Origin of the sequence: Pseudomonas mercuritolerans, assembly GCF_025706525.1 — a bacterium.
In the GTDB taxonomy this organism is placed as follows: Bacteria; Pseudomonadota; Gammaproteobacteria; order Pseudomonadales; family Pseudomonadaceae; genus Aquipseudomonas; species Aquipseudomonas mercuritolerans.
This window is the reverse complement of the sequence record NZ_JAMSHA010000005.1, coordinates 325555-348221: the sequence shown is the minus strand read 5'-3', so window position 1 is coordinate 348221 and position 22667 is coordinate 325555. Positions and strand designations below refer to the sequence as shown.

Genomic DNA, 22667 nt, shown 5'->3' with positions numbered 1-22667 from the left:
GGTGCACTGTGATTAATGCAGGTGATCGGGGGCTTCGGCCTTCCTTCGCTTTCCCCGGCGGCTCGTTCCGCTTTAACGCAGACTTCTAGGGTTTTTCATGACGCGCTACATATTCGTCACGGGCGGTGTTGTTTCTTCATTGGGGAAAGGCATTGCCTCGGCTTCATTGGCGGCTATCCTGGAGGCGCGGGGGCTTAAGGTCACCATGCTGAAGCTGGATCCGTACATCAACGTCGATCCGGGCACCATGAGTCCGTTCCAGCACGGTGAAGTGTTCGTCACCCACGACGGCGCCGAGACAGACCTGGACCTGGGGCACTACGAGCGGTTCATCCGCACGACCATGACCCAGAACAACAACTTCACCACCGGCCGTGTCTACGAGCACGTGCTGCGCAAAGAGCGCCGTGGTGACTACCTGGGTGCGACCATCCAGGTCATCCCGCACATCACCGATGAAATCAAGCACCGCATCATCAAGGGTGCCGGTGACGCTGACGTGGCGATGGTCGAAATCGGTGGCACCGTCGGTGACATCGAGTCGCAACCGTTCCTCGAAGCTGTCCGCCAGCTGCGTTTCGAAGTCGGCGCCAAGCGCGCGATGCTGATGCACCTGACCCTGGTGCCTTACATCGCCACCGCCGGCGAAACCAAGACCAAGCCGACCCAGCACTCCGTCAAGGATCTGCGCTCGATCGGTCTGCAGCCAGACGTGCTGGTGTGCCGCTCCGACCACCCGATCGATATTTCCTCGCGCCGCAAGATCGCTCAGTTCACCAACGTTGAAGAGCGTGCGGTGATTGCGCTGGAAGATGCCGACACCATCTACAGAATCCCGGGCATCCTGCACTCGCAGGGCCTGGACGATTTCGTCGTCGAGCGTTTCGGTCTGCAATGCGACAGCGCCGATCTGTCCGAGTGGGAAGCAGTGGTCGATGCCAAGCTGAACCCGGAACACGAAGTGACCATCGCCATGGTCGGCAAGTACATGGAACTGCTCGACGCCTACAAGTCGCTGATCGAAGCGATGAGCCACGCTGGCATCAGCAACCGCACCAAGGTCAACCTGCGCTACATCGATTCCGAAGACATCGAGAACCAGGGCACTGCGCTGCTCGAAGGTGTCGACGCGATTCTGGTACCCGGCGGCTTCGGTCTGCGTGGCGTGGAAGGCAAGATCACTGCTGTTCAGTACGCTCGTGAAAACAAGGTCCCTTACCTGGGTATCTGCCTGGGCATGCAAGTGGCGGTCATCGAGTTCGCGCGTAACGTGCTGGGCTGGAAAGACGCCAACTCCACCGAGTTCGATCGTGCCAGCGGCCATCCGGTTGTCGGTCTGATCACCGAGTGGGAAGACGCCACCGGCGCTGTTGAAGTGCGTACCGAAGCGTCCGATCTGGGCGGCACCATGCGCCTTGGCGCACAGGAATGCCTGCTTGAGCCGGGCTCGAAAGTGCACGACTGCTACGGCAAAGACGTGATCGTCGAACGTCACCGTCACCGTTACGAAGTGAACAACAACCTGCTGCCGAAGATCATGAATGCGGGCCTGAAGATCTCTGGGCGTTCAGGCGACGGCGCATTGGTTGAAGTGGTCGAGGCACCGGATCATCCATGGTTCGTGGCTTGCCAGTTCCATCCTGAGTTCACCTCGACACCACGCGACGGTCATCCGCTGTTCAGCGGTTTCGTCAAGGCAGCACTGACGCAACACCAGAAGAAGGCGTAACCCGATGGCACAGAAGATCATCCGCGTCGGCGACATCGAGATTGCCAACGACAAACCCATGGTGCTGTTCGGTGGCATGAACGTGCTGGAAAGCCGTGACATGGCCATGCAGGTTTGCGAAGAATACGTGAAGGTCACCGAAAAACTCGGTATCCCTTACGTGTTCAAGGCCAGCTTCGACAAGGCCAACCGGTCTTCTGTGACGTCGTATCGCGGTCCTGGCCTGGAAGAGGGCATGCGCATCTTCCAGGACATCAAGCAGGCCTTCGGCGTGCCGATCATCACCGACGTCCACGAGCCGGATCAGGCCGCGGTGGTCGCTGAGGTCTGCGACATCATCCAGCTGCCGGCCTTCCTGTCGCGTCAGACCGATCTGGTCGTCGCGATGGCCAAGACCAATGCCGTGATCAACATCAAGAAAGCCCAGTTCCTCGCACCTCAGGAAATGAAACACATCCTGAACAAGTGCGTAGAAGCCGGGAACGATCAGTTGATCCTCTGCGAGCGCGGTTCGAGCTTCGGCTACAACAACCTCGTGGTCGACATGCTCGGCTTCGGCATCATGAAGCAGTTCGAATACCCGGTGTTCTTCGACGTGACCCACTCGCTGCAAATGCCCGGCGGTCGTTCCGACTCGGCCGGCGGTCGCCGCGCGCAGGTCACCGATCTGGCCAAGGCCGGCATGAGCCAGTCGCTGGCGGGTCTGTTCCTCGAAGCGCATCCGGATCCGGACAACGCCAAATGCGACGGCCCTTGCGCCTTGCGTCTGGACAAACTGGAGCCATTCCTGGCCCAGCTCAAGGCTCTGGACGAACTGGTGAAGAGTTTTCCGACGGTAGAAACCGCGTAACGCTCGATTCTCCGGTAAAGTACCGCACGATTTGTCGCTCATGCCCTCGGGCGTGAGCGTTGTCGTCTGCAAGTCTGCCCGCTGTACTTCGCTTGCCGACGATAAAGATTTCCTCTAGCTGCGTCGTTTTCGTCAACTTTGGAGTGTTTACAACAATGGCAAAAATCGTCGACATCAAAGGTCGTGAAGTTCTCGACTCCCGTGGCAATCCCACCGTGGAAGCGGACGTGCTTCTCGACAACGGCATCATCGGCAGCGCCTGCGCGCCGTCCGGTGCATCCACTGGCTCGCGTGAAGCGCTCGAGCTGCGTGATGGCGACAAGAGCCGTTACCTGGGCAAGGGCGTGCTCAAGGCGGTAGCCAACATCAACGGTCCGATCCGCGATCTGCTGCTGGGCACCGACCCAAGCGACCAGAAAGCCCTCGACCACGCGATGATCAAGCTCGACGGTACCGAAAACAAGGCAACCCTGGGCGCCAACGCCATCCTCGCCGTGTCCCTGGCTGCGGCCAAGGCGGCTGCGCAGGATCAGGACCTGCCGCTGTACGCACACATCGCCAACCTCAACGGCACCCCGGGTGTGTACTCGATGCCGGTACCGATGATGAACATCATCAACGGTGGCGAGCACGCCGATAACAACGTCGACATCCAGGAATTCATGGTGCAGCCAGTTGGCGCCAAGTCTTTCTCGGAAGGTCTGCGCATGGGTACCGAGATTTTCCATCACTTGAAAGCTGTGCTGAAGGCCCGTGGCCTGAGCACCGCCGTTGGCGACGAAGGCGGTTTCGCACCGAACCTGGCGTCCAACGAAGACGCTTTGAAAGTGATCTCCGAAGCCGTGGCCAACGCCGGTTACACACTGGGCACCGACGTGACCCTGGCGCTGGACTGCGCTGCAAGCGAGTTCTACGAAGACGGCAAGTACAACCTGTCCGGCGAAGGCCAGGTGTTCACTGCTGAAGGTTTCGCCGACTACCTCAAAGGTCTGACCGAGCGTTACCCGATCATCTCCATCGAAGACGGTCTGGACGAGTCCGACTGGGCTGGCTGGAAAATCCTCACCGACAAGATCGGCGAGAAAACCCAACTGGTGGGCGACGACCTGTTCGTGACCAACACCAAGATCCTGAAAGAAGGCATCGACAAAAAGATCGCCAACTCGATCCTGATCAAGTTCAACCAGATCGGCACCCTGACCGAAACCCTGGAAGCCATCCAGATGGCCAAGGCTGCCGGTTACACCGCAGTGATCTCGCACCGTTCCGGCGAAACCGAAGATTCGACCATTGCCGACCTGGCTGTGGGCACCTCGGCTGGCCAGATCAAGACCGGTTCGCTGTGCCGTTCCGACCGCGTTTCCAAGTACAACCAACTGCTGCGTATCGAAGAGCAGTTGAACGGCAAGGCCAAGTACAACGGCCGTGCCGAGTTCCGCGGTTAAGCGCAACCTGATCAAAGGACACCGGATTGTGTCGGAAAAGTCGTGACAGCGATGGATTTGCCACTAATCTGATGCCTTAAGCACAAGCCTGGATCTTTCCAGGCTTCGTGCTATCAGATGCTGCAACATTATGCGTGGCTGTCTTTTTTCACTGGATACCTGATATTCGATGCGCAGTCCTTACTGGTTGTTTCTTGTTTTGCTCTTGCTGCTGGCCGGTCTGCAGTACCGCCTGTGGGTGGGCAATGGCAGTCTGGCGCAGGTCGCCGAGCTGAAACAGCAGATCGCCGACCAACATGCCGAAAACGAAGGCCTGCTGGAGCGCAACCGGGTGATGGACGCTGAAGTCAGCGAGTTGAAGAAAGGCATGGAGACCGTTGAAGAGCGGGCTCGTCACGAACTGGGCATGGTCAAGGACGGCGAAACCCTTTACCAGTTGGCTCAATGATCGATTCCCTGCCGGCCTTCTGGGCCGTAATTCCTGCCGCGGGCGTCGGTGCCCGAATGGCCGCGGACCGTCCCAAGCAATATCTGCAACTGGGCGGGCGCACAATTCTCGAACACAGCCTCGGCTGTTTCCTTGATCACCCGAGCCTCAAGGGCCTGGTGGTCAGTCTTGCTGTCGATGATCCCTATTGGCCGAATCTGGCATGCGTCAACGATCCGCGCATTCAGCGGGTTGATGGCGGCGCGGAGCGTTCCGCTTCGGTGCTAAACGCCTTGCTGCATCTGCATGCGCAAGGTGCCGACGATGACGACTGGGTGCTGGTGCACGATGCGGCCCGGCCCAATCTGAGTCGCGATGATCTCGACAGGTTGCTGGCTGAATTGGCGGATGACCCAGTGGGTGGTTTGCTGGCGGTACCCGCCCGCGACACGCTAAAACGCGTCGATAAAAACGGGCGCGTAGTTGAAACGGTGGATCGCAGCGTGATCTGGCAGGCGTATACGCCACAGATGTTTCGCCTCGGTGCGTTGCATCGGGCGTTGGCCGACAGCCTGGTCGCGGATGCCGTCATTACCGATGAAGCTTCGGCGATGGAATGGGCCGGTCTGGCACCGCGTCTGATCGAAGGGCGCGCGGATAACCTCAAGGTGACCCGGCCGGAAGATCTGGAGTGGTTGCGCCAGCGGTGGGCGAATCGCCGCTGAGATTTGCGGTCGCTGTGCCATTGCCTTCGCGAGCAGGCTCGCTCCCACAGAGGGAAAGCATCCAGCTGTCGAACTCGGTCAATTGTGGGAGCGAGCCTGCTCGCGAAAGCGGTCGCACGGGCAATCAATAACTCAAAGCTTGTACTCCGGCCTTTCAGCCAGTCCCACCTTCAAAAAATCCACCAACTTGCGCACCTTCGGCGACAGATGCCGCTGCTGCGGATATAGCGCCCACACCGCCGTATTCGGCGGCTGATGTGCCTCGAGCAAGGAAATAAGCGCGCCGCTGTGCAGGTGCTTGAGCACGTAATAGTCCGGCAACTGACACAGGCCTACACCCTGAAGCGCCGCGTCCAGCACCGCCTGCCCACTGTTGCAACGCCAGTTGCCCTGCACGCGCTGGGAAAATTCCCGTCCGTTCTGTTCCAGTTGCCAGATATCCGAACTGCCGATCAAACAATTGTGCCGACTCAACTCTGACAAACTGTGTGGGCGCCCGTACCGTTCCAAGTAGGACGGCGACGCGCACAGGTACATTCTCCGTGGCGCCAGACGTGTCGCGACCAGGCGCGAGTCCTGTAGCCGGCCCAGGCGAATCGCCAGGTCCAGACCTTCATGCACCAGGTCCAGTTGGCGATTGCTCAGCTCGATATCGATGCGCAGCTGCGGATACAGCCCCATGAACCGCGTCACCAGCGGCACGATAAACCGTTCACCGTAGGCCACGGCGCAAGTCATGCGCAGCATGCCTTTCGGTTCGCTGGTCAGATCACCCACTGCGCGCAAGGCTTCTTCGCGACCGTCCTGCAGGCGTTGGCAATGTTGCAGGAACGTTTGTCCGGCCTCGGTCAGCGTCACCCGCCGGGTGCTTCGATAGAGCAGGCGCGTTTGCAAACGCTCTTCGAGCCGTACGATTTGTCGACTGATGTGCGAGGAAGAAACCCCAAGACGCTCGGCAGCGGCGGTGAATTGGTTGCATTCGGCGACGGCAACGAACTCGTCGATGCCTTCCCAGCGGTTTTCCGACACTTGGATTATCCCTGTATGGCAATAATGTTTTGCTTTCGTCCGGATTATTCATCAGGGCGCGCTGAACTACACTGTCTGTCTGCTTTTTTATTTATCGGGTTCACTGGAGAGTCAGCATGATCAAGTCGCGCGCCGCCGTTGCCTTCGAGGCCAAGAAGCCGCTGGAAATCGTAGAAGTCGATGTCGCCATGCCCAAGGCTGGTGAAGTGTTGCTGCGCGTTGTCGCTTCCGGGGTGTGCCACACCGATGCCTACACCTTGTCCGGCGCAGACCCGGAAGGCATCTTTCCGTCGATCCTCGGTCACGAAGGTGGCGCCATCGTTGAAGCGATCGGTGAGGGCGTGACCTCGGTTGCCGTCGGCGATCACGTCATTCCGCTGTACACCCCGGAATGCGGCCAGTGCAAATTCTGCAAGTCGGGCAAGACCAACCTCTGCCAGGCGATTCGTGCTACTCAGGGCAAAGGCCTGATGCCGGATGGCACTTCGCGTTTTTCCTACAAGGGCGAGACGATTTTCCACTACATGGGCACATCGACGTTCTCCGAATACACCGTGCTCCCGGAAATCTCCGTAGCCAAGATCTCCAAAGACGCACCGCTGGAAAAGGTCTGCCTGCTCGGCTGCGGCGTCACCACCGGTATCGGCGCCGTGCTCAACACCGCCAAGGTCAAACCGGGTGACACCGTGGCGATCTTCGGTCTCGGTGGCATCGGCTTGTCGGCCGTGATCGGCGCTGTGAAAGCCAAGGCTGCGCGGATCATCGCCATCGACATCAACCCGGCCAAGTTCGAGATCGCCAAACAACTCGGTGCCACCGATTGCGTGAACCCGAAAGACTTTGATCGTCCGATCCAGGAAGTGATCGTCGACATGACCGATGGCGGCGTCGACTTCTCCTTCGAGTGCATCGGCAATGTGCAACTGATGCGCGCCGCGCTTGAGTGTTGCCACAAAGGCTGGGGCGAGTCCGTCATCATCGGTGTCGCCGGTGCCGGTCAGGAAATCGCTACCCGTCCGTTCCAGTTGGTTACCGGTCGCGTCTGGCGCGGTTCGGCGTTCGGCGGCGTGCGTGGCCGTACTGAATTGCCGAGCTACGTCGACATGGCCCAGAGCGGCGAAATCCCGCTGGATACCTTCATCACCCACACCATGGGCCTGGAAGATATCAACAAGGCGTTCGACCTGATGCACGAAGGCAAGAGCATCCGCACCGTCATTCATTTCTAAGGAGCAGCGGCAAGCTACAAGCCACAAGCTGCAAGCAGGCGCAACGCCCTCTTGCAGCTTGAAGCTCGCAGCTTGCGGCTGAAGTGCTATGAATCTGGAAAACATTTCCTGTCAGAAGAGTTTCGGTGGCTGGCACAAGCGCTATCGCCATCGCTCCGAAGTGCTTGATTGCGACATGGTCTTCGCCGTGTACCTGCCGCCGCAGGCGGAGCAGGGCGGCAAGCTGCCAGTGCTGTACTGGTTGTCCGGGCTGACCTGCACCGATGAGAATTTCATGCAAAAGGCCGGTGCGATGCGCATGGCCGCCGAACTTGGTCTGATCATCGTCGCCCCGGATACCAGCCCACGTGGCGCGGATGTCCCGGACGATGCGGACAAGGCTTGGGATTTCGGTCTCGGCGCCGGGTTTTATCTGAACGCCACGCAGGAGCCATGGGCGCATCATTATCAGATGCATGACTATGTCGTGAAGGAATTGCCTGCACTGGTTGAAGCGCATTTCCCCGCTTCCGACAAGCGCAGCATCAGCGGCCACTCGATGGGCGGCCACGGTGCTTTGGTCTGTGCCTTGCGCAATCCTGGGCGGTATAAATCGGTTTCGGCCTTTTCGCCGATCACCCATCCGATCGATTGCCCTTGGGGTCAGAAGGCCTTTTCCAACTATTTGGGCGAAGACCGTTCGAAGTGGAAGGAGTGGGACGCCTGTGTGCTGATCGCCGAGGCGACGGAGAAGTTGCCGTTGCTGGTCGATCAAGGTGATCGTGACGATTTCCTCGCCACGCAATTGAAACCCGAGGCCTTGCAACACGCAGCAAAACAAGCGGGGCATCCGCTGGAGCTGCGCCTGCAACCGGGCTACGACCACAGCTATTTCTTCATCTCAAGCTTCATTGACGACCACTTGCAGCATCACGCACGCGCTCTGCGCGGTTAATGCAGGTAGAATCACGCCCTGACAAAAATCGGGGCGTTTTTTTATGCGTATTGGCCACGGCTACGATGTGCACCGTTTCGCTGAAGGCGATTTCATTACTCTGGGCGGCGTGCAGATTGCACACGGCTTCGGGCTGCTCGCTCATTCCGACGGTGACGTCCTGCTGCACGCCTTGAGCGATGCCTTGCTCGGCGCGGCGGCGCTGGGTGATATCGGTAAACACTTCCCGGACACCGATCCGCAATTCAAGGGCGCCGACAGCCGTGTGCTGTTGCGTCATGTGGTCAGTCTGATCCACGCCAAGGGCTGGAAAATCGGCAACGTCGACAACACCATCGTTGCCCAGGCGCCAAAAATGGCGCCGCATATCGAATCGATGCGCGCGCTGATCGCGGCGGATCTTCAAGTTGAGTTGGATCAAGTGAACGTCAAAGCTACCACCACCGAAAAGCTTGGCTTTGTCGGTCGCGAAGAAGGCATCGCCGTGCACTCCGTTGCCTTGTTGCTGCGCGCATGAATGAACTGCAATTGCTCGGCCCTCGGGCCTATGGCCAACCTCTCGGCACAGCGGTACTGAAAGCCAGCGCCGAAGATTTCCAGGTCGATGAAGTGCTGGATATTCCGTTCAGCGGTGACGGCGAACATTTGTGGATCTGGGTGGAAAAGCGCGGCCTCAATACCGAAGAAGCGGCGCGGCGGATTGCCAAAGCGGCGGGCGTGCCGTTGCGCACTGTCAGCTATGCCGGTCTCAAGGATCGTCAGGCCCTGACCCGACAGTGGTTCAGCGTGCAGTTGCCGGGCAAGGCCGATCCGGATCTGTCGGCGGCGGAAAACGACACGCTGAAGATCCTCAAGACCACGCGCCACAAGCGCAAGCTGCAACGCGGTGCGCATTCGGCCAACGGTTTCACCCTGCGCCTGACTCAATTCAATGGCGACAAAGACGCGCTTGAACAGCGGATGCAACTGATCGCCAAACAAGGCATTCCCAACTATTTTGGCGCCCAGCGCTTCGGCCATGACGGCGGCAACGTTGTCGATGCGCGGGCGTGGGCGGCGCGCAAGGCTCTGCCGGAGCAGCGCAATGTACGCTCGCGGTTGCTGTCGACCGCACGCAGCTTTCTGTTCAACCAGGTGTTGGCGGCGCGGGTCGCCGACGGCACCTGGAACACCGCGCTGGTTGGCGATTTGCTGGCTTTCACTGACAGCCGCAGTTTTTTTCCCGCCGGTGAAGCCGAATGCAGCGACCCGCGCCTGGCAATTCTCGACCTGCACCCGACCGGTCCGCAGTGGGGCGAAGGTGACTCGCCCGCAGCTGGCGCAGTCCATGAACTGGAGCAGGCGATCGCCGCCCGCGAAGCGGAGCTGCGCGACTGGTTGATCCACGCCGGAATGAGCCATGAACGTCGCATCCTGCGGCTGCCCATTGGCGGGTTGACGTGGCATTATCCCCAACCTGACATTCTGCAACTGGAATTCGTCCTCCCGGCCGGATGCTTTGCCACCGTATTGGTGCGCGAGCTCGTTGATCTGGTGCCGGTGGGGCAGACGGACAGCCCATGCGTATTCTGATTTCTAACGACGATGGGGTAACCGCGCCCGGTCTCGCCGCGCTTTATGCTGCGCTGGCGGATTACACCGAATGCGTGGTTATCGCCCCGGAGCAGGACAAAAGCGGCGCCAGCAGTTCGCTGACGCTCGACCGTCCGCTGCACCCGCAATACCTGGCCAACGGCTTTATCAGCCTCAACGGCACACCGACCGATTGCATTCACCTGGGCCTTAACGGCTTGCTTGAGCGCGAAGCGGACATGGTGGTTTCCGGCATCAACCTGGGCGCCAACCTCGGTGACGATGTGCTGTATTCCGGGACTGTGGCAGCGGCGCTTGAAGGACGTTTTCTTGAGCGCCCATCGTTTGCGTTTTCACTGGTCTCGCGTCAGGTGGATAACCTGCCGACCGCGGCCTACTTTGCGCGCAAACTGGTCGAGGCCCACGCCGGGCTCGATCTGCCGCCGCGCACGGTACTCAACGTGAACATTCCCAATCTGCCTATCGATCACATCCGTGGCATTCAGTTGACCCGGCTCGGCCATCGCGCCCGCGCGGCGGCGCCGATGAAAGTGGTCGATCCGCGCGGCAAGGCCGGTTACTGGATTGCTGCTGCCGGCGACGCTGAAGATGGCGGCCCGGGCACCGATTTTCATGCCGTGATGCAGGGTTATGTGTCCATCACGCCGTTGCAGCTCGATCGCACCTTCAATGATGCCTTCAGAAGTCTCGATGGCTGGCTTGGAGGGCTGAGCTGATGCGTGAACATGACGACCGCCTGCGCAGCGGCATTGGCATGACCTCCCAGCGTACACGCGAGCGACTGATCCAGCGGCTGTATGAAGAAGGCGTATCGAACGCCAAAGTCCTGGAAGTGATCCGCCGCACGCCGCGTCACCTGTTTGTCGACGAGGCGCTGGCGCATCGCGCTTATGAAGATACCGCGCTGCCGATCGGCAACAACCAGACTATTTCCCAGCCTTATATGGTGGCGCGCATGAGCGAGCTGCTGCTGGAGGCCGGCCCGCTGGATAAAGTGTTGGAGATCGGCACCGGTTCCGGCTACCAGACGGCGGTGTTGTCGCAACTGGTCGAACGGGTGTTTTCCGTCGAGCGCATCAAGGTGTTGCAGGATCGCGCCAAGGAGCGTCTGGTCGAGCTGAACCTGCGCAACGTGGTGTTTCGCTGGGGCGATGGCTGGGAAGGCTGGCCGGCGCTGGCGCCCTACAACGGCATCATCGTCACCGCCGTGGCCACCGATGTACCGCAAGCTTTGCTTGATCAGTTGGCCCCCGGTGGGCGCATGGTGATTCCGGTCGGCTCCGGGGAAGTGCAACAACTGATGCTGATCGTGCGCGAGGAACATGGCTTCTCCCGACACGTTCTGGGCGCTGTGCGTTTCGTGCCTTTGCTCAATGGGCCACTGGCCTGAGCATTTGCAAACAGGCGCTGAATTCCTTTCAACGGCGCCGGTCTTACAGCGGCAGCCAGAGGTTAAACGCAGCGTACTTGCCCTTGGCAAACGTGTGCGCACGGTGATTTCGCTTCATTAAAGGTAAAGCCGTTTCGGCCCGTTATACTTGCGACACCTCATGCCGCAACGCGGCATTCAGAATTTTTCAGCCACCACAAAGGGAGCGGCGGGTGAGTCTCACAGTCATTGCGCAGCGTATGGGTAACACGAGCTTTCAGCGCCTGGTGACTGGCCTTGTCTTGAGCACCTTGCTGGTCGGTTGCTCCAGCACCAAATCGAGCAACGTGCGGGTTGTTGATCGCAACAATGCGGTGGCGCAACGTCCTACCGTCACCACCGGACAGTACGTAGTCCGTCCCGGCGATACCTTGTTTTCGATCGCCTTTCGTTACGGCTGGGACTACAAAGCCCTCGCCGCACGGAACAATATTCCTACGCCGTATACGATCCATCCGGGTCAGACAATTCGCTTCGACGGGCGCAGCGGTTCAACACCGACGGCGGTCGTCAGCAACTCCAGTTCTTCACCTTCTTCGTCGAGTAAAACCACGGTAATCCGGCGCCAGGCGAATGGCACCACAACCACTACAACCACCGGTTCCAAAGGGGTTGTACCGTCCGTCGCGAGCAAACCTGCACCCGCTCCACTGCCTCCGGCAGGCCCCGCCCCGACCGGCTGGGGATGGCCATCTAATGGCGTTCTGATTGGAAAATTCTCTTCAAACGGTAGTTTGAATAAAGGAATTGATATCGCCGGAGATTTGGGACAGCCTGTTTTAGCTGCGTCTGATGGGACGGTCGTATACGCCGGGAGTGGCTTAAGGGGCTACGGCGAATTGGTCATCATCAAACACAGCGAAACCTACGTCAGTGCCTACGGACATAACCGCAGGCTGTTGGTTCGGGAGGGGCAGCAGGTCAAGGTCGGACAGACAATTGCCGAAATGGGGTCAACGGGTACAGACCGGGTGAAACTGCATTTTGAGATTCGCCGCCAAGGTAAACCTGTGGATCCGCTGCAGTTCCTGCCAAGACGTTGATTTGAAGGCCAGCCTGTTCCGTCGCGTAGAGGGGACAGGCTCCAGCGTTGCCAAGGATAAAGGCGTCGCTTGAGCTTGGGGTCGAACTCACCAAAGGACTATAACAATGGCTCTCAGTAAAGAAGTGCCGGAGTTTGACATCGACGATGAGGTTCTCCTTATGGAGACCGGCATCGGTTCGGATTCGATGTTGAATGATGAAGGGGCTGCTCCACCTTCCGTTCGTTCCAAATCCAGACACTCCGCCACACTCAAACAACATAAATACATCGACTACACTCGGGCACTTGATGCCACGCAGCTGTATCTCAACGAAATCGGCTTTTCCCCTCTGCTCTCCCCGGAAGAAGAAGTTCATTTTGCGCGCTTGTCGCAAAGTGGCGATCCGGCCGGGCGCAAGCGCATGATCGAAAGTAACCTGCGGCTGGTCGTCAAGATCGCCCGGCGTTACGTCAATCGGGGGCTGTCGCTGCTGGATCTGATCGAAGAGGGCAACCTCGGCCTGATCCGTGCGGTTGAAAAGTTCGATCCCGAGCGCGGCTTCCGCTTCTCGACCTACGCCACGTGGTGGATCCGTCAGACCATCGAACGCGCGATCATGAATCAGACCCGGACCATCCGGTTGCCGATTCATGTGGTCAAGGAGCTCAACGTGTACCTGCGGGCCGCACGGGAGCTGACGCAAAAACTCGACCACGAACCTTCACCCGAAGAAATCGCCAACCTGCTGGAAAAACCGGTGGGCGAGGTCAAGCGCATGCTGGGCCTGAACGAACGGGTTTCTTCGGTCGACGTCTCGCTGGGTCCGGATTCGGATAAAACCCTGCTGGACACCCTCACTGATGATCGTCCCACCGATCCGTGCGAACTGCTGCAGGACGATGACCTGTCGCAGAGCATCGATCAATGGCTGTCCGAGCTGACCGACAAGCAGCGCGAGGTGGTGATCCGCCGCTTCGGCCTGCGCGGTCATGAGAGCAGTACTCTGGAAGACGTAGGCCTGGAGATCGGTCTGACCCGCGAGCGGGTACGACAGATCCAGGTGGAGGGCCTCAAGCGCCTTCGCGAGATCCTGGAGAAAAATGGCCTGTCGAGCGAGTCGCTGTTCCAATAAGCGCCTGATCGACCGCCCGCAAAAAGCCCCGGCTGATTCAATCAGTCGGGGCTTTTTGTTTATGCCTGCCTCGTGCATCGGGTCTGTCAGGGCGAGACACCTGACAAGCGGTAGGCAATTTCTGTGTTTGTAGTCTCGCGCTGTAAGCCTTTGCTTACTGTGTCGTAAGTGTTCGCTATTTTTATACTTCGGCAGAAGGCGATTGCGCTCAATGGTGAACGTTAACTCGATGATTTATATGAACATTTTTCAATTGTTATGTCTTTATGTCAGCGTAGAGCTGCGCCTGAGCCTGATTGCTCCGCTGCGGAAACTCTCTAATATCAAGCCTGTGTCGACGGACAGACACGCCCATCACGGAAGAGGGGAACGGACATCGCAGGAGGCGATTCATCAGGACGATGAAAAGGAATACAGGGAATAGGGAAAAAATGTGGGCGGGTCATACCGCCCCTTTTTTCGTCTGCAGAAAAGTAAAACCTGCAAAAGCAAAAAGGCCCGCAAGGGGCCTTTCAGTCGAGCGCGGGGTAGATCAGCGTTCGAGTTGTTCGATTTTGTTCGGCTTGCCATCCCAATCAGCAGAATCCGGAAGCGGATCCTTGCGCTCGGTGATGTTCGGCCAGATATCCGCCAGCTCGGCATTGAGCTCGATGAAGTTTTCCATGCCGCTTGGGATCTCGTCTTCAGAGAAGATCGCCACAGCCGGGCATTCTGGTTCACACAGTGCGCAGTCGATGCACTCGTCCGGGTGAATCACCAGGAAGTTCGGGCCTTCGTAAAAGCAGTCCACCGGACAGACTTCTACGCAGTCGGTGTACTTGCACTTGATGCAGTTGTCGGTGACGACGAAGGTCATTTCTAATTTTCTCCTCAGGCGGCGGCAGCGTTGCCCCTTCACGGTTGGGGTCGCCAGGTTCGGGAGCGATACCTGCTGACCAGGCTATGAGCCAGCAGCATCCCGAACCGCGCGAGATTCTAACAGCTTGAAGCGATTTGCGTTATATCCGCTTCTTCAGTGCTTATATCCGGTTCTTCAGTGCATAGAGCATTTCCAGCGCACGGCGTGGCGTCATGTCGTCCAGATCCACTTTCGCCAATTCGTCCAGCACCGGATGCGGCAGCGAGGCGAACATGTCGCTTTGCTGTGGCGTCGACGGCTTGCCCTTTGCAGCCGGTTTCGGCGCTTCGTGGGGCAGGGCGGTGTCTTCAAGACGGCTCAAATGCTCCCGTGCTCGCAGGATCACTTCGCTCGGCACACCCGCCAGTTGTGCCACCGCCAAGCCATAGCTCTGGCTGGCAGGCCCAGGTAGGACGTGGTGCAGGAACACGATCCGTTCGTTGTGCTCGGTAGCGTTAAGGTGCACGTTAGCTACAAGGGGTTCGGCTTCCGGCAGCACCGTCAGTTCAAAATAGTGGGTGGCGAACAGGGTGTAGGCGCGCAGATGAGCCAAGCGCTCGGCCGCCGCCCACGCCAGCGACAGACCGTCGAAGGTGCTGGTACCGCGCCCGACTTCGTCCATCAGCACCAGGCTGCGCTCGGTGGCGTTGTGCAGGATGTTGGCGGTTTCGCTCATCTCGACCATGAAGGTCGAGCGACCACCGGCGAGGTCATCGCTGGAACCGATGCGGGTGAAAATCCGGTCCACCAGCGACAGCTCGCAACTGGCGGCCGGCACGAAACTGCCGATATGCGCCAGCAGCACGATCAAAGCGGTTTGCCGCATGTAAGTGGATTTACCACCCATGTTCGGGCCAGTGATGACCAGCATGCGCGTGTTGTCGTCCAGGCTCAGGTCGTTGGCCACGAACGGCGTGGTCAGCACTTGCTCGACTACCGGGTGACGACCCTGAGTGATGCGCATGCACGGCTCGCTGACGAACCGCGGGCAGTTAAGGTCAAGGTTCAGCGCGCGCTCGGCAAGGTTGCTCAGCACATCCAGCTCGGCCAAAGCGCCGGCGGTGTCCTGCAACGGCGGCAACTGGCTGATCAAGTCTTCGAGCAGCGCTTCATAAAGCATCTTTTCCCGAGCCAGCGCGCGACTCTTGGCCGACAGCGCCTTGTCTTCGAATTCTTTCAGCTCGGGCGTGATGAAACGCTCGGCACCTTTGAGCGTCTGCCGGCGGATGTAGTCAGCGGGCGCCGATTCAGCCTGCTTGCTCGGCAGCTCGATGAAGTAGCCGTGGATACGGTTGTAGCCGACTTTCAGATTGGCCAGACCGGTGCGAGCCTTCTCCCGGGCTTCCAGATCGATGAGGAACTGACCGGCGTTTTCGCTCAGCGATTGCAGTTCGTCGAGCTCACTGTCGTAACCGGTTTTCAGCACACCGCCGTCACGGATCACCGCAGGCGGATTGTCGATAATGGCTTTGGCCAGCAGCGCCGCCAGTTCCGGGTAAGTGCTGGTGGTGGCCGCCAGATGTTGCAAATGCGGCGCTTCCAGATCAGTCATCGCCACTTGCAGTTCGGGCAGCGCGCCGAGTGCATCGCGCAGACGCGCAAGGTCACGCGGCCGCGCATTGCGCAGGCCGATCCGCGCCAGGATTCGCTCGATGTCGCCGATTTCCTTAAGCTGCGGTTGCAGCTTTTCGAAGCGGTAACCGTCGAGCAGGCAACGGATCGACGTCTGGCGGGCGAGCAGTACCGCCAGATCGCGCAGCGGCCGATTCAGCCAGCGAGTCAGCAAGCGACTGCCCATGGCGGTCTGGCAACGGTCGACCACCGATTGCAGAGTGTTGTCGCGGCCACCGGCCAGATTGGTGTCGAGTTCCAGATTGCGCCGGCTGGCGCCGTCGAGCACCACGGTGTCATCGAGACGTTCGTGACGCAGGCTGCGCAAGTGGGGCAGGGCGGTGCGCTGGGTTTCCTTGGCGTAGGCCAGCAGGCAGCCGGCAGCGCCGATGGCCAGAGTCAGGTTTTCGCAGCCGAAGCCTTTCAGGTCTTGGGTGGAAAACTGCTGGCAGAGACTTTTCAACGCAGAGTCACGCTCGAAGTCCCAGGGCGCACGACGACGTACGCCACGGCGTTTTTCCGCCGGCAGGTCTTTCGGCCAGTCATCCGGAATCAGCAGTTCCACCGGGTTGACCCGCTCCAGTTCCGCCAGCAGGTTTTCCCAGCCTTTGATCTCAAGCACGGTGAAGTTGCCGCTGGTGATATCCAGCACCGCCAGACCGAACAGACGCTCGTCGCCCAATACCGCTGCAATCAGGTTATCGCGGCGTTCATCCAGCAGCGCCTCGTCGCTGACTGTCCCCGGCGTGATGATCCGTACGACCTGGCGCTCCACCGGGCCTTTGCTGGTGGCCGGGTCGCCGACCTGCTCGCAAATCACCACCGACTCGCCGAGCTTGACCAGTTTCGCCAGGTAACCTTCCGCCGCGTGGTAAGGAATCCCACACATCGGAATCGCCTGACCCGCCGACTGCCCGCGCGCGGTCAGGGTGATGTCCAGCAACTTGGCGGCTTTCTTCGCATCTTCGTAGAAGATCTCGTAGAAATCGCCCATGCGATAGAACATCAGCTGGTCCGGGTGCTGATTCTTCAGGCGCCAGTATTGCTGCATCATCGGAGTGTGGGAGGACTGGTCGGAGACGGCTTTATTCATCGGATTGTCGGGAAACTCGTTAAAAGATGTAGGGCAAAGCGCGGGCGGTGGCCGGGCTTTTCCGCGATGGGCGCAAGGTTACCATGGGCAGTAAGCCCGACGCAGGCACTGCGGTCGGGTGAGCGTTTACTTGCAGTGAAAAGTTGATCTATGCACGATTTATGCAAATCAGCATTTGTCATCGAGAAAAACTTCAAGCACTATGCGCGTTATGCAAAAACGCAACGTTTCCTCCGTCTTAAGAGCACTGCTCGACCAGCACGGGATCTCCCCCACGGAGCTCCACCGTCGCACCGGCGTGCCTCAATCCACGCTCTCGCGGATTCTCAGCGGGAAGATTGTCGATCCTTCGGATAAACACATCTCGAAGATCGCTGATTATTTCAACGTCAGCACCGATCAGTTGCGCGGGCGCGCGGATGTCGCGCCAGCGGCAGCCGGCACGCGTGCTGACGTGCATGCGGAACTCAAGGACATAAGCCTGTGGGACGACGACACCCCCGTCGATGACGACGAGGTGTCGGTGCCCTTTCTACGCGAGGTTGAATTGGCTGCTGGATCAGGAAGATTCGTCATCGAAGAGAGCGAGCGCTCTAGCCTGCGCTTCGGCAAGCGCAGCCTGCGCCACAACGGTGTGCAGTTCGACCAGGCCAAGTGCGTGACGGTGCGCGGCAACAGCATGTTGCCGGTCCTGCGGGATGGCGCGACTGTCGGCGTCAATGCCGGCAAGTGCGGCATCGGCGACATCATTGATGGCGATCTGTATGCGATCAATCACAACGGCCAATTGCGCGTGAAGCAACTCTATCGCCTGCCCACCGGCATCCGTCTGCGCAGCTTCAATCGCGACGAGCATCCGGACGAGGACTACAGCTTCCAGGAAATCCAGGAAGAGCAGATCGTCATCCTCGGTCACGTCTTCTGGTGGGGCATGTACGCCCGCTAGCCCCTTTCGATTCAACTGAAACCTGCCCTCCCGGCAGGTTTTTTTTCGCCTGCAGAAATCTCCCCACCCCTTGGCCCGCTTGGGTTTCATGCATATGCGCAAATTTAATGCATAAATAAATGCATTTACGCATTGACTGTATATGCATCCATGCATATTCTTGCCACCAAGCCGCTCGACAAAGCGGCTGGCAAAACAGCTCTTTAGTTCCACAAGAACAGGCAGCGATGAACCGGCCTCAACGGTTCAGAGGGTTGGCAACTGACCCGGGTGTGCAGCGTAAAGCACCAGAAGCAGTTATCCGGCGGGCAGGGACCGCGGTCGGAAAAACAATCTGAATGGACTCGTACCGCGCCAGTAGCGCCGAAAAGTCAGCTTCCTTCTCGAACACAGGATTGGAAGGAAGGCGAAGGAGCGCATTACTGAAAAGCCCGGTGTAAAAGCGCCGGGCTTTTTGGAATGCCTGCCTCAATTGCGGCAAGCATTGTCTGGCCAAGTGTGAAGCTATATCAGCAGCACTGGCTGAAACCTGTCAAAAAGGAAACTGGCATGAACCGTTACGTCCTGACTATTTCACCTAATAACATTATTGTCGTTCTTCAAGTGCTGGACACTGAGGGAGAGCCACCTGCGATCCCTGCCAATGAACCAATCTCTGCGTGGCGCAATGTCACCGGTGATACCACCGCGCAGCCGGGATACAAATTGCAACTAGGCCCTTACGGCGAGTCTTTTTTGCCTCTCACACCTGATGAACTAGAGGGTGTCATCCGCGGCCGCCTGCAACAACGCTTTGACAAAGTCGAGCAGTTCCTGAAGTTCAACCCACTGCAGTACAAAGTGGACCTGGCAGTCGCCACTCCGGAAGAGTGGTCGCAATTGCGTGCCATCAAACAGTATTACCTCGACGTCTGCGCCACGACAGAGCAGAACACCTTTCCCGAAGTCATCTGGCCGATCGCACCATTCTGACCGCTGCGCTTTGCAACGCTTGATCGCGAAAGAGCATTGCTGAAAAGCCTGGCCCGCCGGGCTTTTTGGAATGCCTGTCTCAAGAGAAACCGTTCGAACCCAACCCATCACTCATCAATCACCCACGGAGGCGTGACATGACAAACGAGCAACAAGCGTTGGCGGACATGCCGATCTGGCTGGTCATCCTCCTTGCCGTCGTTGGCGGGGTGTCCGGCGAGATGTGGCGCGCCGACAAGGAGGGCGCTCGCGGCTGGTCGCTGGTGCGGCGTCTGGCTCTGCGTTCCGGCGCCTGCATGATCTGCGGCGTGTCGGCAATCATGCTGCTGTACGCCGCCGGCATGTCGATCTGGGCCGCTGGCGCATTTGGCTGCCTGACGGCGATGGCCGGCGCTGATGTCGCCATAGGCCTTTACGAACGCTGGGCGGCCAAGCGTATCGGCGTCTGTGAAGTGCCGCCGCGCGACCAGCCTTAAATCTCCACGCATAGCCCTATGCGAGCGAGCCTGCTCGCGAAAGGGACGTCAGCTTCAGCATCGATGTGACTGATCGACCGCTTTCGCGAGCAGGCTCGCTCCCACAGGGACTGCGGCGTCCACTGTAATTTCTCTTACTTCGGAACACCCCCATGAAGATCACCCCGATCCTCACGCAACTGCGTGGGCAATGCCCTGGGCTTGCCAATCATATTTCGGTGGGTGTCGATCTGGCGTTGCTGCAAGGCGACTCCGATCTACCGACACCCTCAGCCCACGTTCTGCCGCTGGCCGATCTGGCCAGTTCTGGCAGAGCACAAAACGTCGCCACCCAACCGATCCGCGAGCGTTTCGAAATCGTTCTGGTGCTTGACGCTACCGACGCTACAAAAGCGCTGGATCTGTTGCACGACCTGCGCGCCGAACTGTGGCGCGCACTGGTCGGTTTCAAACCTGATTCCACTTACAGCGCCATCGTTTATGACGGCGGTGAGCTGGTCTCGATCAACAGCAGCCGCCTGTTTTATCGGTTGCGCTTTTATGCCGAGTTCCAGCTCGGCCGCAATCTGCCAAGTCAGCCTGCGGAGAGTTGGCACGAGCGCGAACTGGACGCTTTGTCGTCCTTTACCGGGATGACGGTGCGGGTCGACGCGATCGATCCTGCCGACCCCAATCTGCAACGCCCGGGCCCGGATGGCCGGGTGGAAATGACTTTCTCTGGAGATGTAACCCCATGAGCAACCGCATCACCGTAGTGCCGGCCGCTGGCCGTGTCGTGCCTGACCCGGAGGCCGGCGACCTGTTGCCGGCTGCAGGCCGTGACGTGCTGGACAGCGCCTGGTGGCGCCGGCGTCTGGCCGACGGCGACATCACATTCAAAACCGCAAAAGCGGCTAAACCACAGGGAGCCAAATAATGGCAATCGGATTCAGCAACATCCCGGCGGACATTCGTGTGCCGCTGTTCTATGCCGAAATGGACAACTCGGCCGCCAACAGCGCGACCTCGGCCATGCGCCGTTTGATCGTTGCTCAGGTCAACGACAATATTGCCCCGACTGAAGTCGGCAAACTGGTGCTGGTTTCCAGCGTGGCGCTGGCGAAAAGCATCGGCGGCCAAGGCTCGATGCTCGCTTCGATGTACGAGACTTTCCGCAAGGCCGACCCGATCGGCGAGATCTGGTGCCTGCCTCTGCACAACACTGAAGGCGCCATCGCCAAAGGCGTGTTGACCCTGACCGGCACCGCGACTCAGGCGGGCATACTCAACCTGTATGTCGGCGGCGTGCGCGTGCAGGCCACCGTGGTCAACGGCGCCACCGCCGCGCAAGCGGCCACCGCACTGGCGCAGAAAATCAACGCCACTGCCGACCTGCCGGTCAGCGCTGCCGCTGCTGAAGGTATTGTCACCCTGAACGCCAAATGGACCGGCGACAGCGGTAACGACATCAGCCTGCAATTCAATCGCCTGGGCAAGAGCAACGGCGAAGAAACCCCGGCTGGCCTGACCACAGCGATCACCGCCATGACCGGCGGCGCTGGTGTACCGGATCAGATAGCCGCCGTCGCGGCGCTGGGCGATGAGCCGTTCGAATTCATCGCCTTGCCGTGGTCGGATCTGGCCACCCTCAACACTTGGCAAGCGGTCATGGATGACAGCACCGGGCGCTGGTCGTGGGCCAAGCAACTGTTCGGTCACGTCTACAGTGCCAAGCGCGGCACCGTCGGTACTCTGGTCGCCGCAGGCCAGGCGCGCAACGATCAGCACATGACCATCCAGGCGCTGGAGCCGGGCGTACCGCAACCGTTTTGGGTACAGGCCGCCGCGCTGGCTGCACGCACGGCGGTGTTCATCTCCGCCGATGCCAGCCGTCCGACACAAAGCGGCAGCCTGCCGGGCGTTGACCCGGCGCCGGCAAGCGAACGTTTCACCCTGACCGAGCGTCAGTCGCTGCTCAACTACGGCATTGCCACCGCCTACTACGAAGGCGGTTACGTGCGCATCCAGCGCTCGATCACCACCTACCAGAAGAACGCTTACGGCCAGGCCGACAACTCCTATCTGGACAGCGAAACCATGCACCAGTCGGCGTTCATCGTGCGTCGTCTGCAAAGTGTGATGACCAGCAAATACGGCCGCCACAAACTGGCCTCCGACGGCACCCGTTTCGGCGCCGGCCAGCCGATCGTCACGCCAGCGACCATTCGCGGCGAGCTGATCGCGCAGTACGCCAAGCTTGAGCTGGAAGGTCATGTGGAGAACGCCGAGCTGTTCGCCGAGCACCTGATTGTCGAGCGCGACGTGCAGGACCCGAGCCGCGTGAACGTGCTGTTCCCGCCGGATTACATCAATGGCTTGCGCGTGTTCGCACTGCTCAACCAGTTCCGTCTGCAGTACGACGACGCGGCCTGATCCGCGCGGTCGGCATTAAGCATTCAGCCCACCTCGCGTGGGCTTTTTATTTGAAGGGAGAAATACCATGGGTCAACTGATTGCAGGCACCTGCTACGTCAAGGTCGACGGCGCACAACTGACCATCAATGGCGGCTGCGAAGCGCCGCTGATGGCGGTCAAACGTGAAACCGTCGTGCCCGGTTTCTACAAGGAAACCGATATCGCGCCGTCGTTCAAAGTGACCGCGCTGCACACCGCCGACTTCCCGCTGAAGAAGCTGATCGAAGGCACCGACATCACCGTCACCTGCGAATTCAGCAACGGCAAAGTCTACGTGCTGGCCGGCGCCTATCTGGTCGAGGAGCCAGTCTCCAAGGGCGACGACGCCACCATCGAACTGAAATTCGAAGGCATCAAGGGGACCTGGCAATGAGCGGCGCCGTGAAGCTTCAGGTTGCGATCGAAGCCCACGGCGAGCCTCTGACCGAACTCGTCCTGCGCCGTCCGACGGTGCAGGAAGTGCGAGCGATCAAGGCGCTGCCGTACAAGATCGACAAGAGCGAAGAAGTCAGCCTCGACATGGACGTGGCGGCCAAATACATCGCCGTGTGCGCCGGCATCCCGCCGTCGTCGGTCAACCAGTTGGATCTGGCTGACCTCAATGCGCTGAGCTGGGCCGTTGCGAGTTTTTTCATGAGTGCGGCGTCGGCGCCATCACCGACCTGATCGC

24 protein-coding genes are annotated in these 22667 nt (G+C 59.5%); 21 read left to right on the top strand and 3 right to left on the bottom strand.

Features of this window, described 5'->3' with window-relative positions; all coding sequences use genetic code 11:
• The first annotated feature begins 97 nt into the window (after positions 1 to 97).
• The 5 genes from ND528_RS16480 to ispD all read left to right on the top strand — a co-directional run bounded on the left by ND528_RS16480 (position 98) and on the right by ispD (position 5176).
• Positions 98 to 1729, top strand: coding sequence for a CTP synthase (locus ND528_RS16480; RefSeq protein WP_137215275.1), 1632 nt, complete (start codon positions 98 to 100; stop codon positions 1727 to 1729).
• Between the two features lie 4 nt (positions 1730 to 1733).
• A complete protein-coding gene (gene kdsA / locus ND528_RS16475) occupies positions 1734 to 2579 on the top strand; it encodes a 3-deoxy-8-phosphooctulonate synthase (protein WP_007954807.1) in 846 nt (281 codons plus the stop codon).
• A 155-nt stretch (positions 2580 to 2734) separates the two neighbouring features.
• Positions 2735 to 4024 (top strand): phosphopyruvate hydratase, encoded by a 1290-nt coding sequence (eno, locus tag ND528_RS16470; RefSeq protein ID WP_137215276.1) that lies wholly within the window; start codon positions 2735 to 2737, stop codon positions 4022 to 4024.
• A gap of 169 nt (positions 4025 to 4193) precedes the next feature.
• On the top strand, positions 4194 to 4472 hold the full coding sequence (ftsB, locus tag ND528_RS16465) for a cell division protein FtsB (RefSeq protein WP_007964293.1): 279 nt from the start codon (positions 4194 to 4196) through the stop codon (positions 4470 to 4472).
• Positions 4469 to 5176 (top strand): 2-C-methyl-D-erythritol 4-phosphate cytidylyltransferase, encoded by a 708-nt coding sequence (ispD, locus tag ND528_RS16460; protein WP_212615427.1) that lies wholly within the window; start codon positions 4469 to 4471, stop codon positions 5174 to 5176. Before ftsB ends, ispD begins: the two co-directional genes overlap by 4 nt.
• 132 nt (positions 5177 to 5308) lie before the next feature.
• On the opposite strand, the gene ND528_RS16455 is transcribed toward ispD, so the two are convergent.
• Positions 5309 to 6205 (bottom strand): LysR substrate-binding domain-containing protein, encoded by an 897-nt coding sequence (locus ND528_RS16455; protein ID WP_122505709.1) that lies wholly within the window; start codon positions 6203 to 6205, stop codon positions 5309 to 5311.
• Positions 6206 to 6321: 116 nt separating this feature from the next.
• Here ND528_RS16455 and ND528_RS16450 point away from each other — a divergent pair, with 116 nt between their 5' ends.
• The 8 genes from ND528_RS16450 to rpoS all read left to right on the top strand — a co-directional run bounded on the left by ND528_RS16450 (position 6322) and on the right by rpoS (position 13547).
• Positions 6322 to 7434, top strand: coding sequence for an S-(hydroxymethyl)glutathione dehydrogenase/class III alcohol dehydrogenase (locus ND528_RS16450; protein WP_007908835.1), 1113 nt, complete (start codon positions 6322 to 6324; stop codon positions 7432 to 7434).
• Positions 7435 to 7522: 88 nt separating this feature from the next.
• Positions 7523 to 8368: an S-formylglutathione hydrolase gene (fghA, locus tag ND528_RS16445; RefSeq protein ID WP_263470724.1), complete on the top strand. Its 846-nt coding sequence runs from the start codon at positions 7523 to 7525 to the stop codon at positions 8366 to 8368.
• A gap of 43 nt (positions 8369 to 8411) precedes the next feature.
• Positions 8412 to 8885: a 2-C-methyl-D-erythritol 2,4-cyclodiphosphate synthase gene (gene ispF / locus ND528_RS16440; protein WP_253499599.1), complete on the top strand. Its 474-nt coding sequence runs from the start codon at positions 8412 to 8414 to the stop codon at positions 8883 to 8885.
• The gene (truD, locus tag ND528_RS16435; RefSeq protein WP_212615428.1) at positions 8882 to 9940 is read left to right on the top strand and encodes a tRNA pseudouridine(13) synthase TruD; all 1059 of its coding nucleotides are present in this window, start codon (positions 8882 to 8884) and stop codon (positions 9938 to 9940) included. Before ispF ends, truD begins: the two co-directional genes overlap by 4 nt.
• The gene (gene surE / locus ND528_RS16430; protein ID WP_024011837.1) at positions 9928 to 10677 is read left to right on the top strand and encodes a 5'/3'-nucleotidase SurE; all 750 of its coding nucleotides are present in this window, start codon (positions 9928 to 9930) and stop codon (positions 10675 to 10677) included. The genes truD and surE overlap by 13 nt, the downstream gene beginning before the upstream one ends.
• A 38-nt stretch (positions 10678 to 10715) precedes the next feature.
• Positions 10716 to 11351 (top strand): protein-L-isoaspartate(D-aspartate) O-methyltransferase, encoded by a 636-nt coding sequence (locus tag ND528_RS16425; protein WP_160768345.1) that lies wholly within the window; start codon positions 10716 to 10718, stop codon positions 11349 to 11351.
• A 212-nt stretch (positions 11352 to 11563) separates the two neighbouring features.
• On the top strand, positions 11564 to 12433 hold the full coding sequence (locus tag ND528_RS16420) for a peptidoglycan DD-metalloendopeptidase family protein (protein ID WP_212615429.1): 870 nt from the start codon (positions 11564 to 11566) through the stop codon (positions 12431 to 12433).
• Between the two features lie 106 nt (positions 12434 to 12539).
• Positions 12540 to 13547: an RNA polymerase sigma factor RpoS gene (gene rpoS / locus ND528_RS16415; RefSeq protein WP_130911283.1), complete on the top strand. Its 1008-nt coding sequence runs from the start codon at positions 12540 to 12542 to the stop codon at positions 13545 to 13547.
• Positions 13548 to 14079: 532 nt separating this feature from the next.
• Here rpoS and fdxA read toward each other — a convergent pair.
• Together fdxA and mutS are read right to left on the bottom strand one after the other, a co-directional pair.
• On the bottom strand, positions 14080 to 14403 hold the full coding sequence (fdxA, locus tag ND528_RS16410; protein WP_016771449.1) for a ferredoxin FdxA: 324 nt from the start codon (positions 14401 to 14403) through the stop codon (positions 14080 to 14082).
• Positions 14404 to 14566: 163 nt separating this feature from the next.
• Complete coding sequence (gene mutS / locus ND528_RS16405) at positions 14567 to 17149, bottom strand: DNA mismatch repair protein MutS (protein ID WP_263470723.1); 2583 nt, start codon at positions 17147 to 17149, stop codon at positions 14567 to 14569.
• A 202-nt stretch (positions 17150 to 17351) separates the two neighbouring features.
• On the opposite strand from mutS, the gene ND528_RS16400 reads away from it, so the two are divergent.
• The 8 genes from ND528_RS16400 to ND528_RS16365 all read left to right on the top strand — a co-directional run bounded on the left by ND528_RS16400 (position 17352) and on the right by ND528_RS16365 (position 22663).
• On the top strand, positions 17352 to 18095 hold the full coding sequence (locus tag ND528_RS16400; protein ID WP_137215319.1) for a LexA family transcriptional regulator: 744 nt from the start codon (positions 17352 to 17354) through the stop codon (positions 18093 to 18095).
• Between the two features lie 549 nt (positions 18096 to 18644).
• Entirely contained in the window at positions 18645 to 19067 is a 423-nt protein-coding gene (locus tag ND528_RS16395) for a tail fiber assembly protein (protein WP_161984085.1), read from the top strand.
• Positions 19068 to 19204: 137 nt separating this feature from the next.
• Complete coding sequence (locus ND528_RS16390) at positions 19205 to 19543, top strand: phage holin family protein (RefSeq protein ID WP_024011844.1); 339 nt, start codon at positions 19205 to 19207, stop codon at positions 19541 to 19543.
• Positions 19544 to 19695: 152 nt separating this feature from the next.
• Entirely contained in the window at positions 19696 to 20280 is a 585-nt protein-coding gene (locus tag ND528_RS16385) for a phage tail terminator protein (protein WP_263470722.1), read from the top strand.
• Positions 20277 to 20459, top strand: a complete 183-nt coding sequence (locus ND528_RS16380; RefSeq protein WP_130909727.1) for a DUF2635 domain-containing protein — start codon at positions 20277 to 20279, stop codon at positions 20457 to 20459. Before ND528_RS16385 ends, ND528_RS16380 begins: the two co-directional genes overlap by 4 nt.
• Entirely contained in the window at positions 20459 to 21955 is a 1497-nt protein-coding gene (locus ND528_RS16375; protein WP_263470721.1) for a phage tail sheath subtilisin-like domain-containing protein, read from the top strand. Before ND528_RS16380 ends, ND528_RS16375 begins: the two co-directional genes overlap by 1 nt.
• A 67-nt stretch (positions 21956 to 22022) precedes the next feature.
• Positions 22023 to 22370 (top strand): phage tail tube protein, encoded by a 348-nt coding sequence (locus ND528_RS16370; RefSeq protein ID WP_007908779.1) that lies wholly within the window; start codon positions 22023 to 22025, stop codon positions 22368 to 22370.
• Positions 22367 to 22663 (top strand): phage tail assembly protein, encoded by a 297-nt coding sequence (locus ND528_RS16365; protein ID WP_007908778.1) that lies wholly within the window; start codon positions 22367 to 22369, stop codon positions 22661 to 22663. Before ND528_RS16370 ends, ND528_RS16365 begins: the two co-directional genes overlap by 4 nt.
• The last annotated feature ends 4 nt before the right edge of the window (positions 22664 to 22667 follow it).

Coding starts and splice junctions, on each gene's coding strand:
- ND528_RS16480 (WP_137215275.1), top strand. CDS start 98: ATGACGCGCTACATATTCGTCACGGGCGGTGTTGTTTCTTCATTGGGG.
- kdsA (WP_007954807.1), top strand. CDS start 1,734: ATGGCACAGAAGATCATCCGCGTCGGCGACATCGAGATTGCCAACGAC.
- eno (WP_137215276.1), top strand. CDS start 2,735: ATGGCAAAAATCGTCGACATCAAAGGTCGTGAAGTTCTCGACTCCCGT.
- ftsB (WP_007964293.1), top strand. CDS start 4,194: ATGCGCAGTCCTTACTGGTTGTTTCTTGTTTTGCTCTTGCTGCTGGCC.
- ispD (WP_212615427.1), top strand. CDS start 4,469: ATGATCGATTCCCTGCCGGCCTTCTGGGCCGTAATTCCTGCCGCGGGC.
- ND528_RS16450 (WP_007908835.1), top strand. CDS start 6,322: ATGATCAAGTCGCGCGCCGCCGTTGCCTTCGAGGCCAAGAAGCCGCTG.
- fghA (WP_263470724.1), top strand. CDS start 7,523: ATGAATCTGGAAAACATTTCCTGTCAGAAGAGTTTCGGTGGCTGGCAC.
- ispF (WP_253499599.1), top strand. CDS start 8,412: ATGCGTATTGGCCACGGCTACGATGTGCACCGTTTCGCTGAAGGCGAT.
- truD (WP_212615428.1), top strand. CDS start 8,882: ATGAATGAACTGCAATTGCTCGGCCCTCGGGCCTATGGCCAACCTCTC.
- surE (WP_024011837.1), top strand. CDS start 9,928: ATGCGTATTCTGATTTCTAACGACGATGGGGTAACCGCGCCCGGTCTC.
- ND528_RS16425 (WP_160768345.1), top strand. CDS start 10,716: ATGACCTCCCAGCGTACACGCGAGCGACTGATCCAGCGGCTGTATGAA.
- rpoS (WP_130911283.1), top strand. CDS start 12,540: ATGGCTCTCAGTAAAGAAGTGCCGGAGTTTGACATCGACGATGAGGTT.
- fdxA (WP_016771449.1), bottom strand. CDS start 14,403: ATGACCTTCGTCGTCACCGACAACTGCATCAAGTGCAAGTACACCGAC.
- mutS (WP_263470723.1), bottom strand. CDS start 17,149: ATGAATAAAGCCGTCTCCGACCAGTCCTCCCACACTCCGATGATGCAG.
- ND528_RS16400 (WP_137215319.1), top strand. CDS start 17,352: ATGCGCGTTATGCAAAAACGCAACGTTTCCTCCGTCTTAAGAGCACTG.
- ND528_RS16395 (WP_161984085.1), top strand. CDS start 18,645: ATGAACCGTTACGTCCTGACTATTTCACCTAATAACATTATTGTCGTT.
- ND528_RS16390 (WP_024011844.1), top strand. CDS start 19,205: ATGACAAACGAGCAACAAGCGTTGGCGGACATGCCGATCTGGCTGGTC.
- ND528_RS16385 (WP_263470722.1), top strand. CDS start 19,696: ATGAAGATCACCCCGATCCTCACGCAACTGCGTGGGCAATGCCCTGGG.
- ND528_RS16380 (WP_130909727.1), top strand. CDS start 20,277: ATGAGCAACCGCATCACCGTAGTGCCGGCCGCTGGCCGTGTCGTGCCT.
- ND528_RS16375 (WP_263470721.1), top strand. CDS start 20,459: ATGGCAATCGGATTCAGCAACATCCCGGCGGACATTCGTGTGCCGCTG.
- ND528_RS16370 (WP_007908779.1), top strand. CDS start 22,023: ATGGGTCAACTGATTGCAGGCACCTGCTACGTCAAGGTCGACGGCGCA.
- ND528_RS16365 (WP_007908778.1), top strand. CDS start 22,367: ATGAGCGGCGCCGTGAAGCTTCAGGTTGCGATCGAAGCCCACGGCGAG.